Source organism: Kangiella geojedonensis, from assembly GCF_000981765.1.
Lineage (GTDB): Bacteria > Pseudomonadota > Gammaproteobacteria > Enterobacterales > Kangiellaceae > Kangiella > Kangiella geojedonensis.
The window spans coordinates 2,350,810-2,367,245 of the sequence record NZ_CP010975.1 but is presented as its reverse complement, the minus strand read 5'-3'; the positions used below and the strand labels follow the sequence as shown (position 1 = coordinate 2,367,245).

At 45.4% G+C, this 16,436-nt stretch carries 17 protein-coding genes and 1 tRNA gene; 5 read left to right on the top strand and 13 right to left on the bottom strand.

Annotation, left to right across the window (positions count from 1 at the left end; translation table 11 throughout):
* Positions 1 to 8 precede the first annotated feature (8 nt).
* Both TQ33_RS10900 and TQ33_RS10895 read left to right on the top strand, forming a co-directional pair.
* On the top strand, positions 9 to 890 hold the full coding sequence (locus TQ33_RS10900) for an aspartoacylase (protein ID WP_046562063.1): 882 nt from the start codon (positions 9 to 11) through the stop codon (positions 888 to 890).
* A gap of 418 nt (positions 891 to 1,308) precedes the next feature.
* On the top strand, positions 1,309 to 2,178 hold the full coding sequence (locus TQ33_RS10895) for a pirin family protein (RefSeq protein ID WP_046562062.1): 870 nt from the start codon (positions 1,309 to 1,311) through the stop codon (positions 2,176 to 2,178).
* Positions 2,179 to 2,209: 31 nt separating this feature from the next.
* Here TQ33_RS10895 and TQ33_RS10890 read toward each other — a convergent pair whose 3' ends face one another.
* The 6 genes from TQ33_RS10890 to TQ33_RS10865 form a co-directional block, all read right to left on the bottom strand.
* The gene (locus TQ33_RS10890) at positions 2,210 to 2,950 is read right to left on the bottom strand and encodes a slipin family protein (protein ID WP_046562061.1); all 741 of its coding nucleotides are present in this window, start codon (positions 2,948 to 2,950) and stop codon (positions 2,210 to 2,212) included.
* A 35-nt stretch (positions 2,951 to 2,985) separates the two neighbouring features.
* Positions 2,986 to 4,377: an NfeD family protein gene (locus tag TQ33_RS10885; protein ID WP_046562060.1), complete on the bottom strand. Its 1,392-nt coding sequence runs from the start codon at positions 4,375 to 4,377 to the stop codon at positions 2,986 to 2,988.
* Between the two features lie 196 nt (positions 4,378 to 4,573).
* A tRNA-Phe gene (locus TQ33_RS10880) sits at positions 4,574 to 4,649 on the bottom strand.
* 57 nt (positions 4,650 to 4,706) lie between these two features.
* Positions 4,707 to 4,979 carry an oxidative damage protection protein gene (locus TQ33_RS10875; protein ID WP_046562059.1) on the bottom strand — a complete coding sequence of 91 codons (273 nt, stop codon included), beginning with the start codon at positions 4,977 to 4,979 and terminating at the stop codon, positions 4,707 to 4,709.
* 12 nt (positions 4,980 to 4,991) lie between these two features.
* Positions 4,992 to 6,044, bottom strand: a complete 1,053-nt coding sequence (gene mutY, locus TQ33_RS10870; RefSeq protein ID WP_046562058.1) for an A/G-specific adenine glycosylase — start codon at positions 6,042 to 6,044, stop codon at positions 4,992 to 4,994.
* 12 nt (positions 6,045 to 6,056) lie between these two features.
* The gene (locus TQ33_RS10865) at positions 6,057 to 7,886 is read right to left on the bottom strand and encodes an SLC13 family permease (protein WP_046562057.1); all 1,830 of its coding nucleotides are present in this window, start codon (positions 7,884 to 7,886) and stop codon (positions 6,057 to 6,059) included.
* 207 nt (positions 7,887 to 8,093) lie between these two features.
* On the opposite strand from TQ33_RS10865, the gene trmB reads away from it, so the two are divergent.
* Both trmB and TQ33_RS11715 read left to right on the top strand, forming a co-directional pair.
* A complete protein-coding gene (gene trmB, locus TQ33_RS10860; RefSeq protein ID WP_046562056.1) occupies positions 8,094 to 8,783 on the top strand; it encodes a tRNA (guanosine(46)-N7)-methyltransferase TrmB in 690 nt (229 codons plus the stop codon).
* Between the two features lie 29 nt (positions 8,784 to 8,812).
* Entirely contained in the window at positions 8,813 to 9,304 is a 492-nt protein-coding gene (locus TQ33_RS11715; protein WP_052735293.1) for a hypothetical protein, read from the top strand.
* A gap of 75 nt (positions 9,305 to 9,379) precedes the next feature.
* Here TQ33_RS11715 and TQ33_RS11710 read toward each other — a convergent pair whose 3' ends face one another.
* The 7 genes from TQ33_RS11710 to TQ33_RS10820 form a co-directional block, all read right to left on the bottom strand.
* Positions 9,380 to 10,477: an META domain-containing protein gene (locus TQ33_RS11710; protein ID WP_052735292.1), complete on the bottom strand. Its 1,098-nt coding sequence runs from the start codon at positions 10,475 to 10,477 to the stop codon at positions 9,380 to 9,382.
* A 103-nt stretch (positions 10,478 to 10,580) separates the two neighbouring features.
* Positions 10,581 to 11,807 carry a radical SAM family heme chaperone HemW gene (hemW, locus tag TQ33_RS10845; RefSeq protein WP_046562055.1) on the bottom strand — a complete coding sequence of 409 codons (1,227 nt, stop codon included), beginning with the start codon at positions 11,805 to 11,807 and terminating at the stop codon, positions 10,581 to 10,583.
* A complete protein-coding gene (rdgB, locus tag TQ33_RS10840; protein ID WP_046562054.1) occupies positions 11,807 to 12,406 on the bottom strand; it encodes an RdgB/HAM1 family non-canonical purine NTP pyrophosphatase in 600 nt (199 codons plus the stop codon). The genes hemW and rdgB overlap by 1 nt, the downstream gene beginning before the upstream one ends.
* Before the next feature lie 89 nt (positions 12,407 to 12,495).
* Positions 12,496 to 12,957 (bottom strand): DUF4426 domain-containing protein, encoded by a 462-nt coding sequence (locus TQ33_RS10835; protein ID WP_046562053.1) that lies wholly within the window; start codon positions 12,955 to 12,957, stop codon positions 12,496 to 12,498.
* 110 nt (positions 12,958 to 13,067) lie between these two features.
* Positions 13,068 to 13,655, bottom strand: coding sequence for a YggT family protein (locus tag TQ33_RS10830; protein WP_046562052.1), 588 nt, complete (start codon positions 13,653 to 13,655; stop codon positions 13,068 to 13,070).
* A 40-nt stretch (positions 13,656 to 13,695) separates the two neighbouring features.
* Positions 13,696 to 14,544: a pyrroline-5-carboxylate reductase gene (gene proC / locus TQ33_RS10825; protein WP_046562051.1), complete on the bottom strand. Its 849-nt coding sequence runs from the start codon at positions 14,542 to 14,544 to the stop codon at positions 13,696 to 13,698.
* A 130-nt stretch (positions 14,545 to 14,674) separates the two neighbouring features.
* Entirely contained in the window at positions 14,675 to 15,361 is a 687-nt protein-coding gene (locus TQ33_RS10820) for a YggS family pyridoxal phosphate-dependent enzyme (protein WP_046562050.1), read from the bottom strand.
* Positions 15,362 to 15,396: 35 nt separating this feature from the next.
* Between TQ33_RS10820 and TQ33_RS10815 the strand changes: the two genes are divergently transcribed.
* Complete coding sequence (locus TQ33_RS10815; protein WP_046562049.1) at positions 15,397 to 16,431, top strand: type IV pilus twitching motility protein PilT; 1,035 nt, start codon at positions 15,397 to 15,399, stop codon at positions 16,429 to 16,431.
* Positions 16,432 to 16,436: the final 5 nt, after the last annotated feature.

Below are 16,436 nucleotides of genomic sequence, written 5' to 3'. Positions count from 1 at the left end.
GTATCAGCATGTCGAATGAATCGATTAAGCAAGTGGCTTTAGTCGGCGGTACCCATGGTAATGAATTGACAGGTATTTACTTGCTCAATAAGTATCGTCAGTTTCCAAAACTTTTGGGAAAGCATAGTTTTGAGGTGGAATTATTCACCGCTAATCCTGAAGCCCAGCGAGCTAATAGACGATACATCGATCGAGATTTAAACCGCAGCTTTAAGCAGGCCGATCTGGACGATAACTCTTTGTTTGGGCATGAGAATGAACTGGCCAAGCAGATTAATCAAAAGCTTGGGCCTAAGGGAAGCAGCCGAACAGACATGATTATCGATCTCCATACGTCGACTGCGCCTATGGGCGTTAATCTGGTGCTTACTAAAACCGATAGCTTCCATTTGATGTTGGCTGATTATGTACAGCAACGAATGGATAACGTCTCGATTACGTTAGAGAAAATGCTGGATCATCATTTTTTGATGTCTGTGGCTCCACAGCATGTGCTGGTCGAAATTGGTGCTACGGCGCAAGGCCAGTTACGACAGGATGTGTTTGATAAAACGGAAGAAACTACGCAACTTATCTTTAAGTTTCTAAACGAATATAACCAGCATCAATTGCCTCAACCATCTGAGTCGATAGATGTTTATCAGTATTTCGACGTTATGTTTTTGCCTACTGATATTAACGGTGATATTTCTGGAATGATTCACCACAGTATCCAAGATCAAGATTTCACAAAATTACGGTCAGGTCAGCCAATATTTAGTCTTTTTAACGGCGAAGAAGTACTTTACGAGGGCGAAGATTGTTATATGAGTTTTATTAATGAAGCCGCTTACTACGACGAGAAAAAAGCTTTTGCCATGTCGCAAAAGAAGACTTTTCATATTGGTTAAACATACGTGTTAAAAAATTCTAAACACCTAATACATGGCCACGCATATAGACAATAAATAACGGGCAAAAAAAACCGCCCAAAAGAGCGGTATAGCGTGAAGAGACCTATGATAGCAGTTTTATTATTGTTGGAATCTGGTTTCGCTGTGTCAGCCCTTTTGTAGTATGTAGAGGTGCGGGGCTATCCGACAAACACTACTTAAGCTATCACAGCGAATTACGTTGCAGGGCAAAATGCTGGAGACTTTGTGCCCTGACCTTGAAGTGAATCATACCGATAATATTTCTCAAATGCAAACGATTCTCATTAAAGATTGGCGAAAAGTTGAAAAAAGTGAGACCCGCATCAATATTTAGCTTTATGACGCCCCTATAAAAGAGTCCAATCACTGAGTGAAATGCTCGAGGATAGATGCTATGACGCAGAAAAAGATACAAGGTATTTATAAAGCACCTCAAGGCCATTGGGTCGGTGATGGATTCCCGGTGCGCTCACTATTTTCTTATCATTCGAAAGGTCAACAAATCAGCCCATTCTTATTGTTGGATCATGCAGGGCCAGCGAATTTTGAGCCGAGCAGTACGCCACGAGGTGTTGGTGAACACCCACATCGGGGTTTTGAAACGGTGACGATTGTGTACCAAGGAGAGGTGTCACACCGTGACTCAACCGGCAAAGGCGGCACTATCTTCCCCGGTGATGTGCAATGGATGACCGCTGGAGGCGGTATTTTGCATGACGAATTCCATTCACAAGACTTTACCGAACGCGGTGGGGTGATGGAAATGGCGCAGTTGTGGGTGAATTTACCAAAAGAACACAAGATGGTTGAACCCGGTTATCAAGCCATTAAGGCTGATGAAATCCCAACTTTTGGACTGGAAGCTGGCGAGCTGCGACTGATTGCGGGTGAATATAATGGAGTAAAAGGTCCTGCCAAAACCTATTCACCATTAAACGTTTGGGACTTAACCATGCGACCTAATAGTCAACAAGCACTGTCTATTCCAGCTGGCTGGAATGCGATTGTGGTGGTTTTGAAGGGCGTTGTCAGCATCAACCAACAAGGGCTTCAGCTCAACGACACAGTGATTTTCGATGCCGACAATTCTGATCTAATCATTGAGGCGGACGCACCCAGCACATTATTGGTTTTAAGCGGGGAGCCACTGAATGAGCCGGTGGTGGGTGCGGGGCCATTTGTCATGAATAGTGAGGAAGAAATCATGCAAGCCTTTGATGACTTTAAGCGTGGTAGATTTGGCGAAAGTTTAAACGAGAGTTAATAAGGTCTGGCACAAACCAGACCTCGCTGAGTTACTTCTTCATAAAATTCTTCATGAAATCTATCGGTAATGGGAAAACGATGGTGTTGCTATTTTCGCCTGCTAAACTCGATAAGGTTTGTAAGTATCGCAACTGAATAGCTTCTTCTTGTTGAGATAATACTTTTGCTGCCTCGAGTAGCTTCTGAGAAGCCTCCATTTCACCACGAGCATGAATAACTTTGGCCCGACGAGCCCGCTCTGCTTCGGCTTGTTGCGCAATGGCCCGAATCATACTTTCGTTTAAATCCACATGCTTGATTTCTACGTTGGCAACCTTGATACCCCATGCGTCAGTTTGGCTGTCCAAAATAGATTGGATATCGGTATTCAGCTGCTCACGAGAAGCGAGCATTTCGTCCAACTCATGCTGGCCGAGCACGGAGCGCAGAGTGGTTTGGGCGAGCTGACTGGTGGCATCATAATAATGCTCAACATTAATAATCGCTTTTTGCGGATCGATAACCCTAAAGTAGACAACGGCATTGACTTCGACAGAGACATTATCCAACGAAATAACGTCCTGTGTGGGCACATCCATGACCACGGTTCTGAGATCAACGCGTACAATTTGTTGTACGAAAGGGATCAGGATGATGAGGCCAGGGCCTTTGACTTTCCAAAAGCGGCCGAGCATAAAAATAACACCGCGCTCATATTCGCGAAGAATCTTAAACATGCTAGCCAGTAGTAAAACGACTACGGCTAGGATGATTGGGTAGAAAATGTTCATAATAAATCCTTCTATAATTAGTAAATAAAATCGTATTAGGCGCTGTCGTCTGTCAGTGGCACAACCGTCAACTCAAGATCGTTGACGGCAATAACTTTAACCTGCTGACCAGCTGTTAACGGTTGTTCACAATGCGCTTTCCAGCTTTCGCCACAGATATGAACCCAACCTTCGCCGTTAAAGTCTTGTTTGACGACACCCACCTCACTCAGTAACTCTTCTCGCCCGCTGACTACCGCTTGCTGTTTCGAGCGAATTGCGAGACTGAGCACAAAACTTAACAAGATGACCGTAATTACGGTGACGCTAAGCAGTATAGGGGTAGCGACGGCAATGCCCGTATCAGGTTCGTTAAACAACATGAATGACCCGAACAGAAACGCAATAATCCCGCCGACACCTAAAATTCCGAAGCTCGGAGCAAAAGCCTCAACCACCAGTAACGCAATACCTAGAACGAGCAAGCCAGCAGCAACATAGTTAATCGGTAGAATTTGTAACGCGTAAAAAGCCAGTAACAAACAGATAGCACCAATCACGCCGGGCACAAATGTACCTGGATTATAGCCTTCGAAAATAAGGCCATACACTCCAATTAAGAGAAGAATATAAGCAATGTTCGGGTCAGTGATAATACTCAAAAGTTGCATCTGCCACGTAGGTTCAACGCTGACAATACTCATATCACTGGTATCAAGTTGAGCTTGGCCTGAAGGTAGACGCACGGAGCGTTGGTCAATTTGCTGTAATAGTTGACGAGGGCTGTCGGCGATTACATCAATCACGCCAATCTCAAACGCTTCTTTCGAGGTTAAGCTTTCTCCTTCGCGTACAGCGTTCTTGACCCAATCGATATTACGGCCGTGGTAGGCCGCTAGACCACGTAAATATGCCTCTGCATCGTTAATGATCTTTTTATGCATGGCATTTTTATTGCTGCTTGTAGGTTGAGATTGCTCGTTATCAGCGCCTTTTGCCTTATCGTCTTTTTTATCAGAGGAGGGCGGATCAGGCATGCCACCAATTGAAACAGGGGTAGCGGCACCAAGGTTTGTGGCGGGTGCCATGGATGAAACATGGCTGGCATATAAAATATAAGTCCCTGCGCTAGCTGCTCGAGAGCCGGGAGGATAAACATAAGTAGCGACAGGAATGTCAGACGATAAAATTTCACGAATAATATCGCGCATGGCTAAATCCAAACCGCCCGGTGTATTCATCTGAATAATGATCAGATCATAGTTCTCTTCAGAAGCAGATTGGACATTTGAAACTAGATAATGTGCTGTGCCGGGATTAACAGAACCATCAAGCTTAAGGAGTTTTGCTTGTGGAGTTGATATTTCTTCGTTTTCAGTAGCACTGATAGCTGGCCACGCAAAAACCAACAGCGCGATATAAAAGAATGTTCTGACAATATGCTGCATAGAAAATCCCTCTACTCAGCTAGGCCCTAACTTAGCCAAAGCCATCAATACTAATGTAGCGCGAATACTGAAGGATTACAAAAAAGAGGCAGATTGCAGGGAAGACTCGTTAGCCATATTGAACGTGGTTCAATTCGTGCCGATTTTACTACAATCACAAAAAAGCCCGACTATTTCTAGTCAGGCTTTCTTAATATGGTGGCCCGGGGCAGAATTGAACTGCCGACACAAGGATTTTCAATCCTCCGCTCTACCAACTGAGCTACCAGGCCGAGGACGCGTATTAAACCGATTCTGTGGATTTAAGTCAAGTCCAAATTTGAAATTTATTATTTGCCTTCTGGGACGTAACCATCGGCTTTGTCGTAGTCGCCTCCGAACAGGAACTTATCCATTTGGTCGGCTAGGTATTTTTGGGTATCTTCGTCCATTAGGCTCAGGCGTTTTTCGTTAATCAGCATGGTTTGATGTTCTAACCACATTTGCCATGCTTCTTGTGAAATATTGTCATAAATACGTTCGCCTAGTTCACCAGGGAAAGGTTTAAAACCAATTCCTTCGGCGTCTTTTTGTAGTTTTTTACAAAAGATGGTACGTGACATGTATTGCTCCACTTAGGTTTTTAGACTTTGCGAATCAAGACTGGCTAGGACTTTACTGACTGGGGTCGGTAGTCCAATTTCTGCAGTTTTTTGCTGCGTTTTCTTTAGTAAGAAGTCGAGCGCAAAGTGGTTGAATTCGTTGGGCTCCATGATACCTGTGTTAGGCAGCTTTTTCACTAGTAATGGCTGCACTTCTAGGTCGTAATGGCTGAATTTATGGATAAAACTGTCTAGTTTTTGTTCATGTATAGGTTCTTCAACTGACTGTTCCATTTCAGGGAAGCACCAGAGGCCGCCCCAAATACCGGATGGTGGGCGTTTGTGCAGTATGACTTGTGCATTTTCTAAGCATATCAGCCAATACACAGAACGTTTGGGGCGCGTTTTTTTTGGCTTCTTGCCGGGAAGTTGAGCAACTTGATCATGTTGTAAGGCGTAACATTGCTCTGACAGTGGGCACTGATTGCACTTGGGCTTGGTGCGCGTACAAACGACAGCTCCGAGATCCATCATGGCTTGGTTATATTGAGCAGTATCTTTTTTCGGCGTATTCTCTTCAGCGCGTAGCCATAAAGCCTTTAACACTGATGACTTACCTGCCCAGCCGTCAATACCATAACAACGAGCCAGCACCCGCTTAACATTGCCGTCAAGAATTGCGCTAGGCTCGTCGAAAGCAAAAGCGGCAATAGCGCCAGCGGTTGAACGGCCTACGCCAGGCAGGGTCTCTATTTCGGCTGGATTCTGTGGGAAGTGACCGTTAAACTCCTCAACAACCATCTTAGCGGCTTGGTGTAAGTTGCGGGCACGGCTGTAATAGCCTAATCCGCTCCACAAGTGCATCACTTCATCACTAGTTGCTTCAGCGAGGTCGATAATGGTCGGGAAGCGCTGCAAAAAGTTTTCGTAATAAGGTATGACAGTGGTAACTTGAGTTTGCTGCAACATGATTTCTGACAGCCAAATTCGATAGGGATCTTTGGTGCCTTGCCACGGCAAGTGTTTACGGCCATGTTGGCGGTAGTAATGAATGACTTTTTGTTGAAAGTCTGTTGCTAGCCACATGAATATTAACGATTAGAAGTCGTAAAGAATCGGCAGGATAATCGACAATGATATCCACATCAAGACCACCAGTGGCACCCCAACTTTAACAAAGTCGGAGAATTTATAACCACCGGCATTCATCACCAGCAAATTAGTCTTGTAAGCCATTGGTGTGGCAAAACTCATGTTAGCACCGAACAGTACCGCAATAACGAAAGGCTCTGGCGGCAGGTTCAACTGGGTGGCCACGCTGACAGCAATCGGCGTGCCGATAACCGCTGCGGCATTGTTGGAGACCACGTTGGTTAGAATAGCCAGTAGCAACATTAAACCACTGAGCAATACTGCGGGTGGCGCGCCATGTAACACTGAGACGAAGGCTTGCGCTAAGTATTCTGCCGCGCCGGTTTCGGTCATGCCGATACCTAAGGCTAAACTCGCGGCGACGATTAATACAACAGGTGCGCTCAAGGCATTCATGGCATCACGCCAAGTAATGCAGTGGGTTAGGATCATTAGCAGAGCGCCGCCTAAGGCACTAACGGCAATAGGCAGTAGGCCGACTGCAGCAAGTAAAATGACCAAGCCCATAATGAACAAGGCTCTGGGCGCACGGTGTGAGCGTGGTAAATCGGTGGTTGCGTCGAGCACTAGAATGTCGCCACGCTTTTTAAATTCGGCGATTTCACTTTGCCCGCCCTGAACCAGCAATACGTCGCCAACGTGTAGTGTCACTTTGCCCAAGCCTTTGTTGTGCATATCGACCACGCGATCGGCGCGGTGTAGGGCGATGGCGACCAAACCATATTGATTCATAAAACTGACGTCTTTGAGCGAGCGGCCAGCGAGCGGAGAACCTGGCGTTACTACCAACTCGGACAGTTGTTGGTTTTCGGCTGTCAGCGGATGGTCGTCGTTAACTTCTTGGCCCGATTTATACAATCGAGCGCCAAGGACTTGCTCATATTCTTTTAAGCGTTCGGGGGAGTCGGTAACACGAAGCTTATCGCCAGCACGAATGATCGCGTCGGGCATCGGCATGATGGTGGCATCGGAGCCTCGGTGAATTCGAGTGACTTTCATCATGCCGTCAGTCTTGCCGATCACTTCAGCGAGAGGTTTACCGTCAGCAAAAGAATCCTCGTTGATATGCAGTTGCGCGGTAAAGATTCGAGGCGATGTATTTTTCATTAACGCTTGACGTTCAGGAGTGATTTTGGGGGCGACGAGCCATAAATAAATAATGGCAATTGCGCCGGCCATAGCGGCTGGTAGCATAAAATCGAACATACCAAAACGCTCGAGTCCTAGATCAGCAGCCACGGAAACGACCAATAAGTTGGTTGAAGTACCGATTGTAGTCGCCATGCCGCCGACAATGGTGGCGAAACCCATGGGTAATAAGAGTCCTGATGGGCTACGGTTTGAGCGAACGGCTACACTCATTAGAATCGGTAAAAGGAGTACAACAATCGGCGTATTGTTCACAAATGCGCTTAAAACACCAGCAATGAGCAAGGTCAGTAACAGTGAGAAAAGAGGGGCGGTTTTCCAAATTCGCGCCAAGAAGCGACCGATGGGTTCTAAGGCGCCAGTTCGAACCAAGCCCTGGCCAGCAACCATCAGTGCGCACACGGCAACCAGCGCCTCATGGCCAAAGCCACTAAAGAACTGCATTGGCTCAAGGTGACCGTTGAAGTTATGGAACGGTGCGAAGGTAAAGCCCATGGTCAAGACCAACAGTACGACTACGCAGGATGTCTCCAGCGGTATGTCATCGCGTCGGAATAGATACAAGGCAAAAACCGTCAGCAACAGCACAAAAAGTGCATGCCCATTCGGTAAATCCGGAAATGGCATTCCTCTCCTAACTCCTAATCTTTTTTCGTTATTTTTCTTGAGTTTGCCTATAAACAAACTCTAAAACCCGAATGAACCACCTTACTGATTTGACCATATTTTCGCAACGTCTTTGTGGTTCTCTGCACATAATTTACCTCAAACTTTTACAATATGGTAAAATCGCACGCAAGTATTATAGCGTTAATTGAAAAGAGAGCTATCCCTTTGAATTCTGAAGAAAAAAACAAACGTAAAATCCGTAGCTTTGTGCTGCGCAAAGGCCGTTTAACAAAGGGGCAGCAGCGCGCAATGGACCTTCATTTCCCGCGTTTAGGGCTTGAATATGACCAGCAACTCTACGACTTTAAGGCTATCTTCGGGCGTCAGGCGCCAGTGGTACTTGAAATTGGCTTTGGTATGGGTAAATCCCTCGCTGAGCAAGCCAGAGATCAACGTGAGCATGACTTTATCGGAATCGAGGTGCATAACCCCGGAGTCGGTGCATGCTTGGTGCTTGCGGAAGAGTATAACTTAGAGAATATTCGAGTGATTAATCACGATGCGGTTGAAGTGATAGAGCACTGTATTCCTGATCACAGTCTTGAGCGCATCCAAATCTTCTTCCCTGATCCGTGGCATAAAAAGCGTCATCACAAGCGCCGTATAGTGCAAACTGAGTTTTGCCAGAAGCTTCATAAGAAATTAAAACCAGGTGGTGTTCTTCACCTGGCAACTGACTGGGAAAACTACGCAGAACATATGCTCGAAGTATTGAGTCCTATGTCTGAGTTTAAAAACTTATCGGAAACCAATGATTTCGTACCACGCCCAGAATCACGGCCTTTGACTAAATTCGAAGTTCGAGGACAGAATTTGGGGCATGGGGTGTGGGATCTGATGTTTTCAGCCAAATAATACAAAGAAACGACAATGGAGTGATGACAATGAGAAGAGTATTATTATTGGGTTTATTAATCCTATTATCAGCGTGTACAAACAAGTATAAACAGTTAGAAGCAATCAAAATCACTATTTCTCATGAGATTCCATACGAGAATCCGCAAGAAGTTGCCGAAAACGTTAAAACGGAATGTTTTGACCTAGAGATGAATTTATCAAAGTTTATCTCTTTGCATGGGAAAGATTTTAATATCGATGTAGTTAGAAGCCATGATTTAAGTAACCTAAAAGAAGGTTTGGTATTTGATCTACAGATTAGCAATGTTTATAGCGGTAGAGGGATGTACCATAATAAAAATATGATGCTAAAAGGGGATTTATATAGAGATGGCAAGCTAGTAGATAAGTTCGCTGCCTCAAGAGACTCAAACGGTGGAATGTTCTCCTTGATGAGGAGCTCATGTAGCGTTTTGGATAAAACAGCGAGTGCCTTGGCTAAAGATGCAAACGTTTGGTTAAGAAGTAAATTAAAGTAAGAGTTTGGTGATAGTCTTCTAGCCAGAGCTCAGCACAGTGAAAGTCTCAATCGGCTTCCATTGTACTTAAACGAGTTAGTACCTTGCGGTAATTGTTTTCCCATCAGATGTAGTAAGGATTAAGGCACCGTAACCGTCGATGTCATATCGATTGACCTTTCCGAGCAGGTTCAAAAACTTTTGCTCTTGATTCATCAGTGCTGGAGCGCAGGCTTTTAATGTTCCCATTGGCGATTTAAAGGTTAAGGTTTCCCCAGTGTGCTCATAGGCTGCGCTGTAACTATTACACGAAGAAATACCATGGGTGCGACCTTCTGTGTCGAAGTTTATAGTGACACGGGAGTTATCGATAATGCCTGCCTTGGCGATATCTTCCACGACCCATTCTTTCTCAGTTAATAAATCCAATGGATCGCCACCACACCCTTCGTAGGTTTCTCCGTCGAGAGTGAGCGTCACGCGAGCTGGATAAGGTCTGCCAGACATATCGTCGTAGCACAGTTTACGTTGAACATCGATGATAGCGATGTGCGCCTCCGTTTCAGCGTGGTATTTATAACCGCCTTTGTAAGGCTGAGGCACTGGACGTGGTGTATAAACTTTGTTTTGACCGTAATTGGTCTGGATCTCAATACGGTCTTGCTCTACTTTTACTAACCAGCCAGGCTCATTACCTCGAGCGGTAAAAGGAAGCGGGTATTTTGAATCGACTTTAGGGCCTACGGTACCTGATTGGACACGCTCTAGCACGATGTTACCCATGTCATGCGACATGCCTTCGGTATTGATAGTATGGCGTGTGGTGGAAATCCACATAAGTTGGCCGTTAGCGTCTTCCAGCCTAGCGTGAAGCGAATAAATGTGTCGTGGATTTAATTTCTTTTTCGGTACTTCCAATGTCACGCTAAGAGGAAGCTGGACGCCATCGCCAAGGCCAATAATTTCTTCGCTTAACACTTCAGCCGCTTTATCGGCGACAGACACGTCCTGAACCGTCGCGGTTAGCGTGCTGCCAACAGGCGCGAGCATTTTTTCACGGTACATTAACTCGGCAGTAACCGTGAAGTTCGATGATTGGACTTGAGGAGGATTGTTGTTGGCGACTTCTTTTTTGCAACCAGCCAAAGCAAACATCGCTAAGGCTGCGACCATTAACGTCAATGTATATTTCATAATCATATCCTAGAGTTTGAAATAGGAATTGGTTGAACGCTTATTAGCATATCTTGCCATATTAACGGCTAGAGAAGCCAATAGGGTTAATTATTGATGAAAATTATAACTGCTTGAACTGTATGCTAGCTGAACCTTTCTCTGGCTTTGAGTTATCACTTGGAATAAATCGTTCTAATAACTCATTAAGAAACAGCGCGCCTTTGTCACTCGGCTTTAGTTGGGTTGTGATGTCTTCCAATAATCCATCGTCAACGGCCTGTTCGAGCGTGGCACGGATGCTAGAAAGGGGAAGTCCCGTATATTGGCTAAATAAATTGGTTGGAACACCGTCGATGAGTCGCAGCGCATTAAGCATAAACTCGAATGGTAGCTCGTGAGCAGGGATCGGAGTGTCCGTGCTGATTGATGCGGTGGAGCCGTTTAGATAATCTTTTGGGTGACGCTTTTTAGTCGTGCGATGGACTTCCCCAAGATCGAGACGAGTGATTTTTCCATGAGCGCCAGCGCCAATGCCTAAATAGTCGCCAAAGCGCCAGTAATTCAGGTTATGTTTGGCTCGAAGCCGTGGGGATTTAGCGTAAGCAGAGGTTTCATATTGCTCATAACCGTGTTGTGCTAACAACGCTTGTCCGGCTTCTTGAATATCCCATAAGACTTCGTCATGAGGCAGTTGTGGTGGTTGTTGGTGAAATAGCGTATTAGGCTCAAGTGTTAATTGGTACCACGAAATATGGTGTGGCTTAAGGCGAATGGCTGTTCCTAAATCATTAAGCGCCTGTTCAACGGTTTGGTTCGGTAGACCATGCATCAAATCTAGATTAAACGAGTCATACCCGGCTTCATGGGCAAACTCTGCCGCGGCTATCGCTTGCTCTGGGTTATGGATTCGGCCTAGTTGTTCTAAATGCTGTGCATTAAAGCTCTGTACTCCAATCGAGAGTCGGTTGATGCCTGCTTGACGGAAGCCTCTAAATTTTTCAGCCTCAAAAGTACCTGGATTAGCTTCCATGGTAATTTCGATATCATTCTCAAATGGCAACCGTGCTCGAACAGCGCTGATTAACCGATCGAGCGACTCAGGACTAAACAAACTCGGAGTGCCACCGCCGATAAAAATACTGTGTAAGCGACGCCCCCAGACCTTTGGCAGTTCATGTTCAAGATCTTCAATCAACCGATCAATATAGGCTTTTTCCGGCAGGTCAAACTCTGTCTGACTATCCGATTTAATGTTCTTGATAGCGTGTGAGTTAAAGTCGCAATAGGGACACTTGCGCACACACCAGGGGATATGGATATACAGTGATAAAGGCGGATTGGTTAACATTAAGCAATTGACTCGCTGAGCTTCTGCATGAGTTCTTGCAACGCTTTACCGCGATGGCTGATGGCTGCTTTTTGTTCTGGCTCAAGCTGTGCTGCGGAGCACTGATGTTCTTCAGACCAAAATAGCGGATCGTAGCCAAAGCCACCCTCACCAACTTCTTCGGTCATAATGCGGCCTTCCCAAGCACCTTGGCAAATCAATGGTGTCGGATCTTTGGCGTGTTGCATGAATACCAGTACACACTGATAGCGAGCAGTACGTTGCTCGCTGGGGACGCCTTGGAGCTTCTCAAGTAACAGCTCATTGTTAGCTTGATCATCACCGTGTTTTCCGGAAAAGCGCGCGGAGTAAATCCCCGGCTGTCCATCAAGATAATCCACTTCAATACCTGAGTCATCGGCAATCGCTGGCAGTCCCGTCACTTCAGCCGCGTGGCGTGCTTTTATGATGGCGTTTTCAACAAATGTGGTACCTGTTTCAGGAACATCTTCAACGTTTAAGTCGGTTTGTGGAATAACTTGCAGTTGAAATTGAGCTAATAACTGAGTTAGCTCGGCAACTTTCTTACGGTTTCCTGAGGCGAGGACGATTTTCTGCATGAATGTGTTGATCTTGGTTGGGACTGGAAACAATTATAACGTAAACCACCGCAGAATAGACTAGCTACGGTGGTTTTAATCTCGACGATTTAATCGGCGTAAAACTTTTGGCTCAAATTGATACTGACCGGTCTTTCGTAGCCTGGAATATTAATCGTGAACTGGAGATCCATATTTTCTTCATCACGGAACTGGAAGTCAGCTAAATAATAAACGGCATCGCCTTCGATTACTTCTTTAAAGCCAAGCTCTTGTAGCTGTGATAAGTTGTTGGTTGCTCGTCCGCGCATGGCGACTTTGAGCGCCTTGTCCTTGCCTTGTTCAACGACCTTGTGTACCGATACATTGAGTAACCCAGTGTACTTGCTACGCTGAACCTTGTACTGCACCGCCGTTTCTGGCTGGATAAAGGAGCTATTGAAGGCGTTATAGTGAATGATGTAATCATCGACTCTTTTTTCACCAGCGTCACTTTGCGGACTGCTGACTAACGCTATTACTCCTAAGGATACTGCTAACAATAAGCTTTTTGCTTTCAATAGGTATTTCATTGTGGTCTCCTATCCTTTCGCCTTAATTAACAGGCTGTCATTATAAGATAGCAAAAAGCCCTGAATGTTTCAGCGAATCTAGCTACTTTCATGAATTATATTACGCTTGGTTAGCCTGTAATTAAGCTGACGCCTAAGCGGTATAAGCCATCTTGTAAAAACCATAAGCCGAATAAAATAATCATCGGCGACAAATCAATCGAACCAGCAATTGGCGGTATGATTTTTTGTACAGGACGCAAAATTGGACGCGTAACCTGGTATAAAAATGCTACACCAGGATGATAGCGGCCACCGCTCATGAAGCTGGCTATCATCAGGCCTAAGAATAAAATGAGTAGCATGTTAGTAATAATCATCACTAAACCGCCCATTGCTGGTGCACCTTGCATCATCAGTCCGATAAGTATGCCTAGAGTCATGGCTTCCGGCGGAAGCGTGACATACACCGTGGAGATGATGACAAATTTAATGGCAATAATGACCATGGCGACCAAAAAACTGGCGGTACTAAAGCGCCCCATGTCAGGGATGATGCGTCGCAGAGGGTTAATCACCGGCGAAGTAAATCGATGGATAAACTGCGAAATTGGATTATGAAAATCCGCCTGCCCTAGCTGTAGTAACAGACGGATCAAAAACATCATCACCAAAATATTGGATAAATGCTCTAATAATGTGAAGGTAAAATTATTCATGAATGTATGGGCTCAAATAATATTAGTCAGGGTTTTACCACTATTGATTCGCAATTTCAGCTAATTCTTTGGCACGCTTGACGGATGCCTCGAGAGCTTTTTTTACGATGTCGGGAAGCTTATGCTCATTCAAGGTATCAAGAGCCGCTGCTGTAGTGCCGCCTGGAGAAGTTACGTTGCGACGTAGTTGCCCAATGTCCATATCATCATTTTGCTGAACCATGGCCGCTGCGCCTAGAGCTGTTTGTGCGGCTAATTCGCGCGCAGTTGCTTCGGGTAAACCAAGTTCAATGCCTGTTTGTACCACTGACTCCATAAACAAAAAGTAGTGTGCTGGGCCACTACCGGATACCGCTGTGACGGAGTCGATTAGGTTCTCTTCTTCAACCCAAACACTGATGCCGACGGCGTCGAAAATGGCGCTGGTTGCTTCGCGTTGCTGCTCAGTAACTTGATCATTAGCGTAAAGTCCTGTTGCGCCATAACCAATCAGACTGGGTGTGTTCGGCATGCTACGCACTACTGGTACGTCTGCCCCTAAAATAGTATTTAAAGTCTCGCAGGTAACGCCTGCCGCCACTGAAATAGCGCACTTTTGGCTTAAATCCATATCTTTAAAGTCAGCACAAGCGCTCGACATGATGTGGGGTTTTACGGACAGTAATAGATACTCCACATTGCTCGCGACTTCGGCGTTATCGTGGGTAATATTTAAGTTGGGGTACTTTTCTTTCAACGCATCAAGCTTGCCTGCGCTTGGGTTACTCACGTAAATGCTTTCGGCTGGTAGCCCTGATTGAATCAATCCTCCTAAAATGCTCGCAGCCATGTTGCCTGCGCCGATAAAACCTACTTTTGCTTTACTTAATAATTCGATGGAGTCAGTCATAAATGCCTGTTTTGATGGTTAACATTCGCCTCAAGCGAATTCGATGAATGTGAGTGATGATCTTATTTTATAAGTCATGAGGGTAAATGCATAGAATTCAACGTCTTGATGCAAACTAGTTTGACTGGCGCTATGAATCACGCGGTCCAAAAATTGCAGTGCCGACTCGAATCATGTTGCTACCAGCAGCAATTGCGGCCTCAAAATCGCCAGACATACCCATCGAAAGTGTATCTACTTGTGGGTATTTGTCGCTTAGTTGTCGGTAAAGTGCAGCAATTTTATCAAACTGCGCAAGTTGCTTCTCGTACTCAGTTTGTTTCGGTGGCAGCGCCATAATGCCACGTAGGGTTAAATGCTCGGCCTCTTGTATCGCTTCGGCGAGTTCGAAGCAGCTGGTGCTATCAACGCCGGCTTTTTGCTCTTCACCAAATAAATTAACCTGAATACAGACATTGAGTGGTGGCGAGCCTTCACGCGCTTGGTCGAGCTTTTTGATAACTTTGAGTCGATCAACGCTTTGCACCCAATCAAAATGTGTCGCGATATCTTTACACTTACGACTCTGTATAGCGCCGAGCATGTGCCATTGGATGTCACTTTTATCCAGTTTTTGGATCTTCTCGACCCCTTCTTGGACGAAGTTTTCACCAAAGTCACGGTGTCCACATTGGTAAGCTTCTTCAATTTTATCAAGGGGTTGGCGCTTACTAACAGCGATAAGGCGCACATTATCTGGAAAATTCACCCGTTTCTCGCGGCTTTTTGCGATTTCTTGTTGCAGAAGTTCTAGTTGAGAGGCTATGCTAGTTGTCATTAGTAAGAATAAATATCAATATTGGGGTCTAACCTATGGATATTACAGAGCTTTTAGCGTTCAGTGTAAAGAATAACGCTTCGGATTTACATATCTCTGCTGGTATGCCACCTATGATTCGAGTTGATGGCGATATCCGCCGAATTAATGTGCCGCCGCTAGAAGACAAAGAAGTCCACTCGCTGATTTACGACATTATGAATGATAAGCAGCGAAAAGACTACGAAGAGTTTCTAGAAGCTGACTTCTCCTTTGAGCTACAGGATTTAGCGCGTTTCCGTGTTAATGCGTTTGTTCAAAACCGTGGTCGCGCCGCGGTGTTTCGTACCATTCCTTCACGAGTCCTTACGCTAGATGACCTGAAGGCACCGAAAATTTTCCAAGATGTTTCGTTACAGCCACGTGGCTTGGTGTTAGTGACAGGGCCAACGGGTTCCGGTAAGTCAACGACGCTAGCGGGCATGATTGATTATGTGAATGATAATAAACACGACCACATTCTTACTATTGAGGATCCGATCGAGTTTGTTCACGAAAGTAAAAAATGTCTGGTTAACCAGCGTGAAGTACACCGTGATACTCATAGCTTCTCAAATGCACTACGTTCTGCGTTGCGTGAAGACCCCGATATTATTCTGGTTGGTGAGTTACGTGACTTAGAAACAATCCGCTTAGCTTTAACGGCAGCAGAAACAGGTCACTTAGTATTCGGTACGCTGCACACCACATCTGCAGCAAAAACCATTGACCGTGTAATTGACGTATTCCCTGAAGGCGAAAAGATGATGGTTCGTTCGATGCTATCGGAATCACTACAGGCGGTTATTGCACAGACACTGTTAAAGCGTAATGGTGGTGGTCGTGTGGCGGCGCATGAGATTCTGATTGGTACGCCAGCGATTCGTAACCTGATTCGTGAAGCCAAGGTTGCGCAAATGTATTCTGCGATGCAAACCGGTATGTCTTTAGGCATGCAGACTCTCGACCACAGTTTGAAGCAGTTGGTCAGCAAGGGTGTGGTGTCGCGTCAAGATGCGCGAATGAAAGCTAACAATAAAGAAGAATTTTAGAGGTT

What these genes read in the sequence shown, in the direction of transcription:
- TQ33_RS10885 (WP_046562060.1), bottom strand. Translation starts at nt 4,377, where the DNA reads ATGCAGCATATTGTCAGAACATTCTTTTATATCGCGCTGTTGGTTTTT.
- TQ33_RS10890 (WP_046562061.1), bottom strand. Translation starts at nt 2,950, where the DNA reads ATGAACATTTTCTACCCAATCATCCTAGCCGTAGTCGTTTTACTACTG.
- TQ33_RS10830 (WP_046562052.1), bottom strand. Translation starts at nt 13,655, where the DNA reads ATGAATAATTTTACCTTCACATTATTAGAGCATTTATCCAATATTTTG.
- rdgB (WP_046562054.1), bottom strand. Translation starts at nt 12,406, where the DNA reads ATGCAGAAAATCGTCCTCGCCTCAGGAAACCGTAAGAAAGTTGCCGAG.
- hemW (WP_046562055.1), bottom strand. Translation starts at nt 11,807, where the DNA reads ATGTTAACCAATCCGCCTTTATCACTGTATATCCATATCCCCTGGTGT.
- TQ33_RS10895 (WP_046562062.1), top strand. Translation starts at nt 1,309, where the DNA reads ATGACGCAGAAAAAGATACAAGGTATTTATAAAGCACCTCAAGGCCAT.
- TQ33_RS10875 (WP_046562059.1), bottom strand. Translation starts at nt 4,979, where the DNA reads ATGTCACGTACCATCTTTTGTAAAAAACTACAAAAAGACGCCGAAGGA.
- TQ33_RS10835 (WP_046562053.1), bottom strand. Translation starts at nt 12,957, where the DNA reads ATGAAATACCTATTGAAAGCAAAAAGCTTATTGTTAGCAGTATCCTTA.
- proC (WP_046562051.1), bottom strand. Translation starts at nt 14,544, where the DNA reads ATGACTGACTCCATCGAATTATTAAGTAAAGCAAAAGTAGGTTTTATC.
- TQ33_RS10815 (WP_046562049.1), top strand. Translation starts at nt 15,397, where the DNA reads ATGGATATTACAGAGCTTTTAGCGTTCAGTGTAAAGAATAACGCTTCG.
- TQ33_RS10900 (WP_046562063.1), top strand. Translation starts at nt 9, where the DNA reads ATGTCGAATGAATCGATTAAGCAAGTGGCTTTAGTCGGCGGTACCCAT.
- mutY (WP_046562058.1), bottom strand. Translation starts at nt 6,044, where the DNA reads ATGTGGCTAGCAACAGACTTTCAACAAAAAGTCATTCATTACTACCGC.
- TQ33_RS11710 (WP_052735292.1), bottom strand. Translation starts at nt 10,477, where the DNA reads ATGAAATATACATTGACGTTAATGGTCGCAGCCTTAGCGATGTTTGCT.
- TQ33_RS11715 (WP_052735293.1), top strand. Translation starts at nt 8,813, where the DNA reads ATGAGAAGAGTATTATTATTGGGTTTATTAATCCTATTATCAGCGTGT.
- TQ33_RS10820 (WP_046562050.1), bottom strand. Translation starts at nt 15,361, where the DNA reads ATGACAACTAGCATAGCCTCTCAACTAGAACTTCTGCAACAAGAAATC.
- TQ33_RS10865 (WP_046562057.1), bottom strand. Translation starts at nt 7,886, where the DNA reads ATGCCATTTCCGGATTTACCGAATGGGCATGCACTTTTTGTGCTGTTG.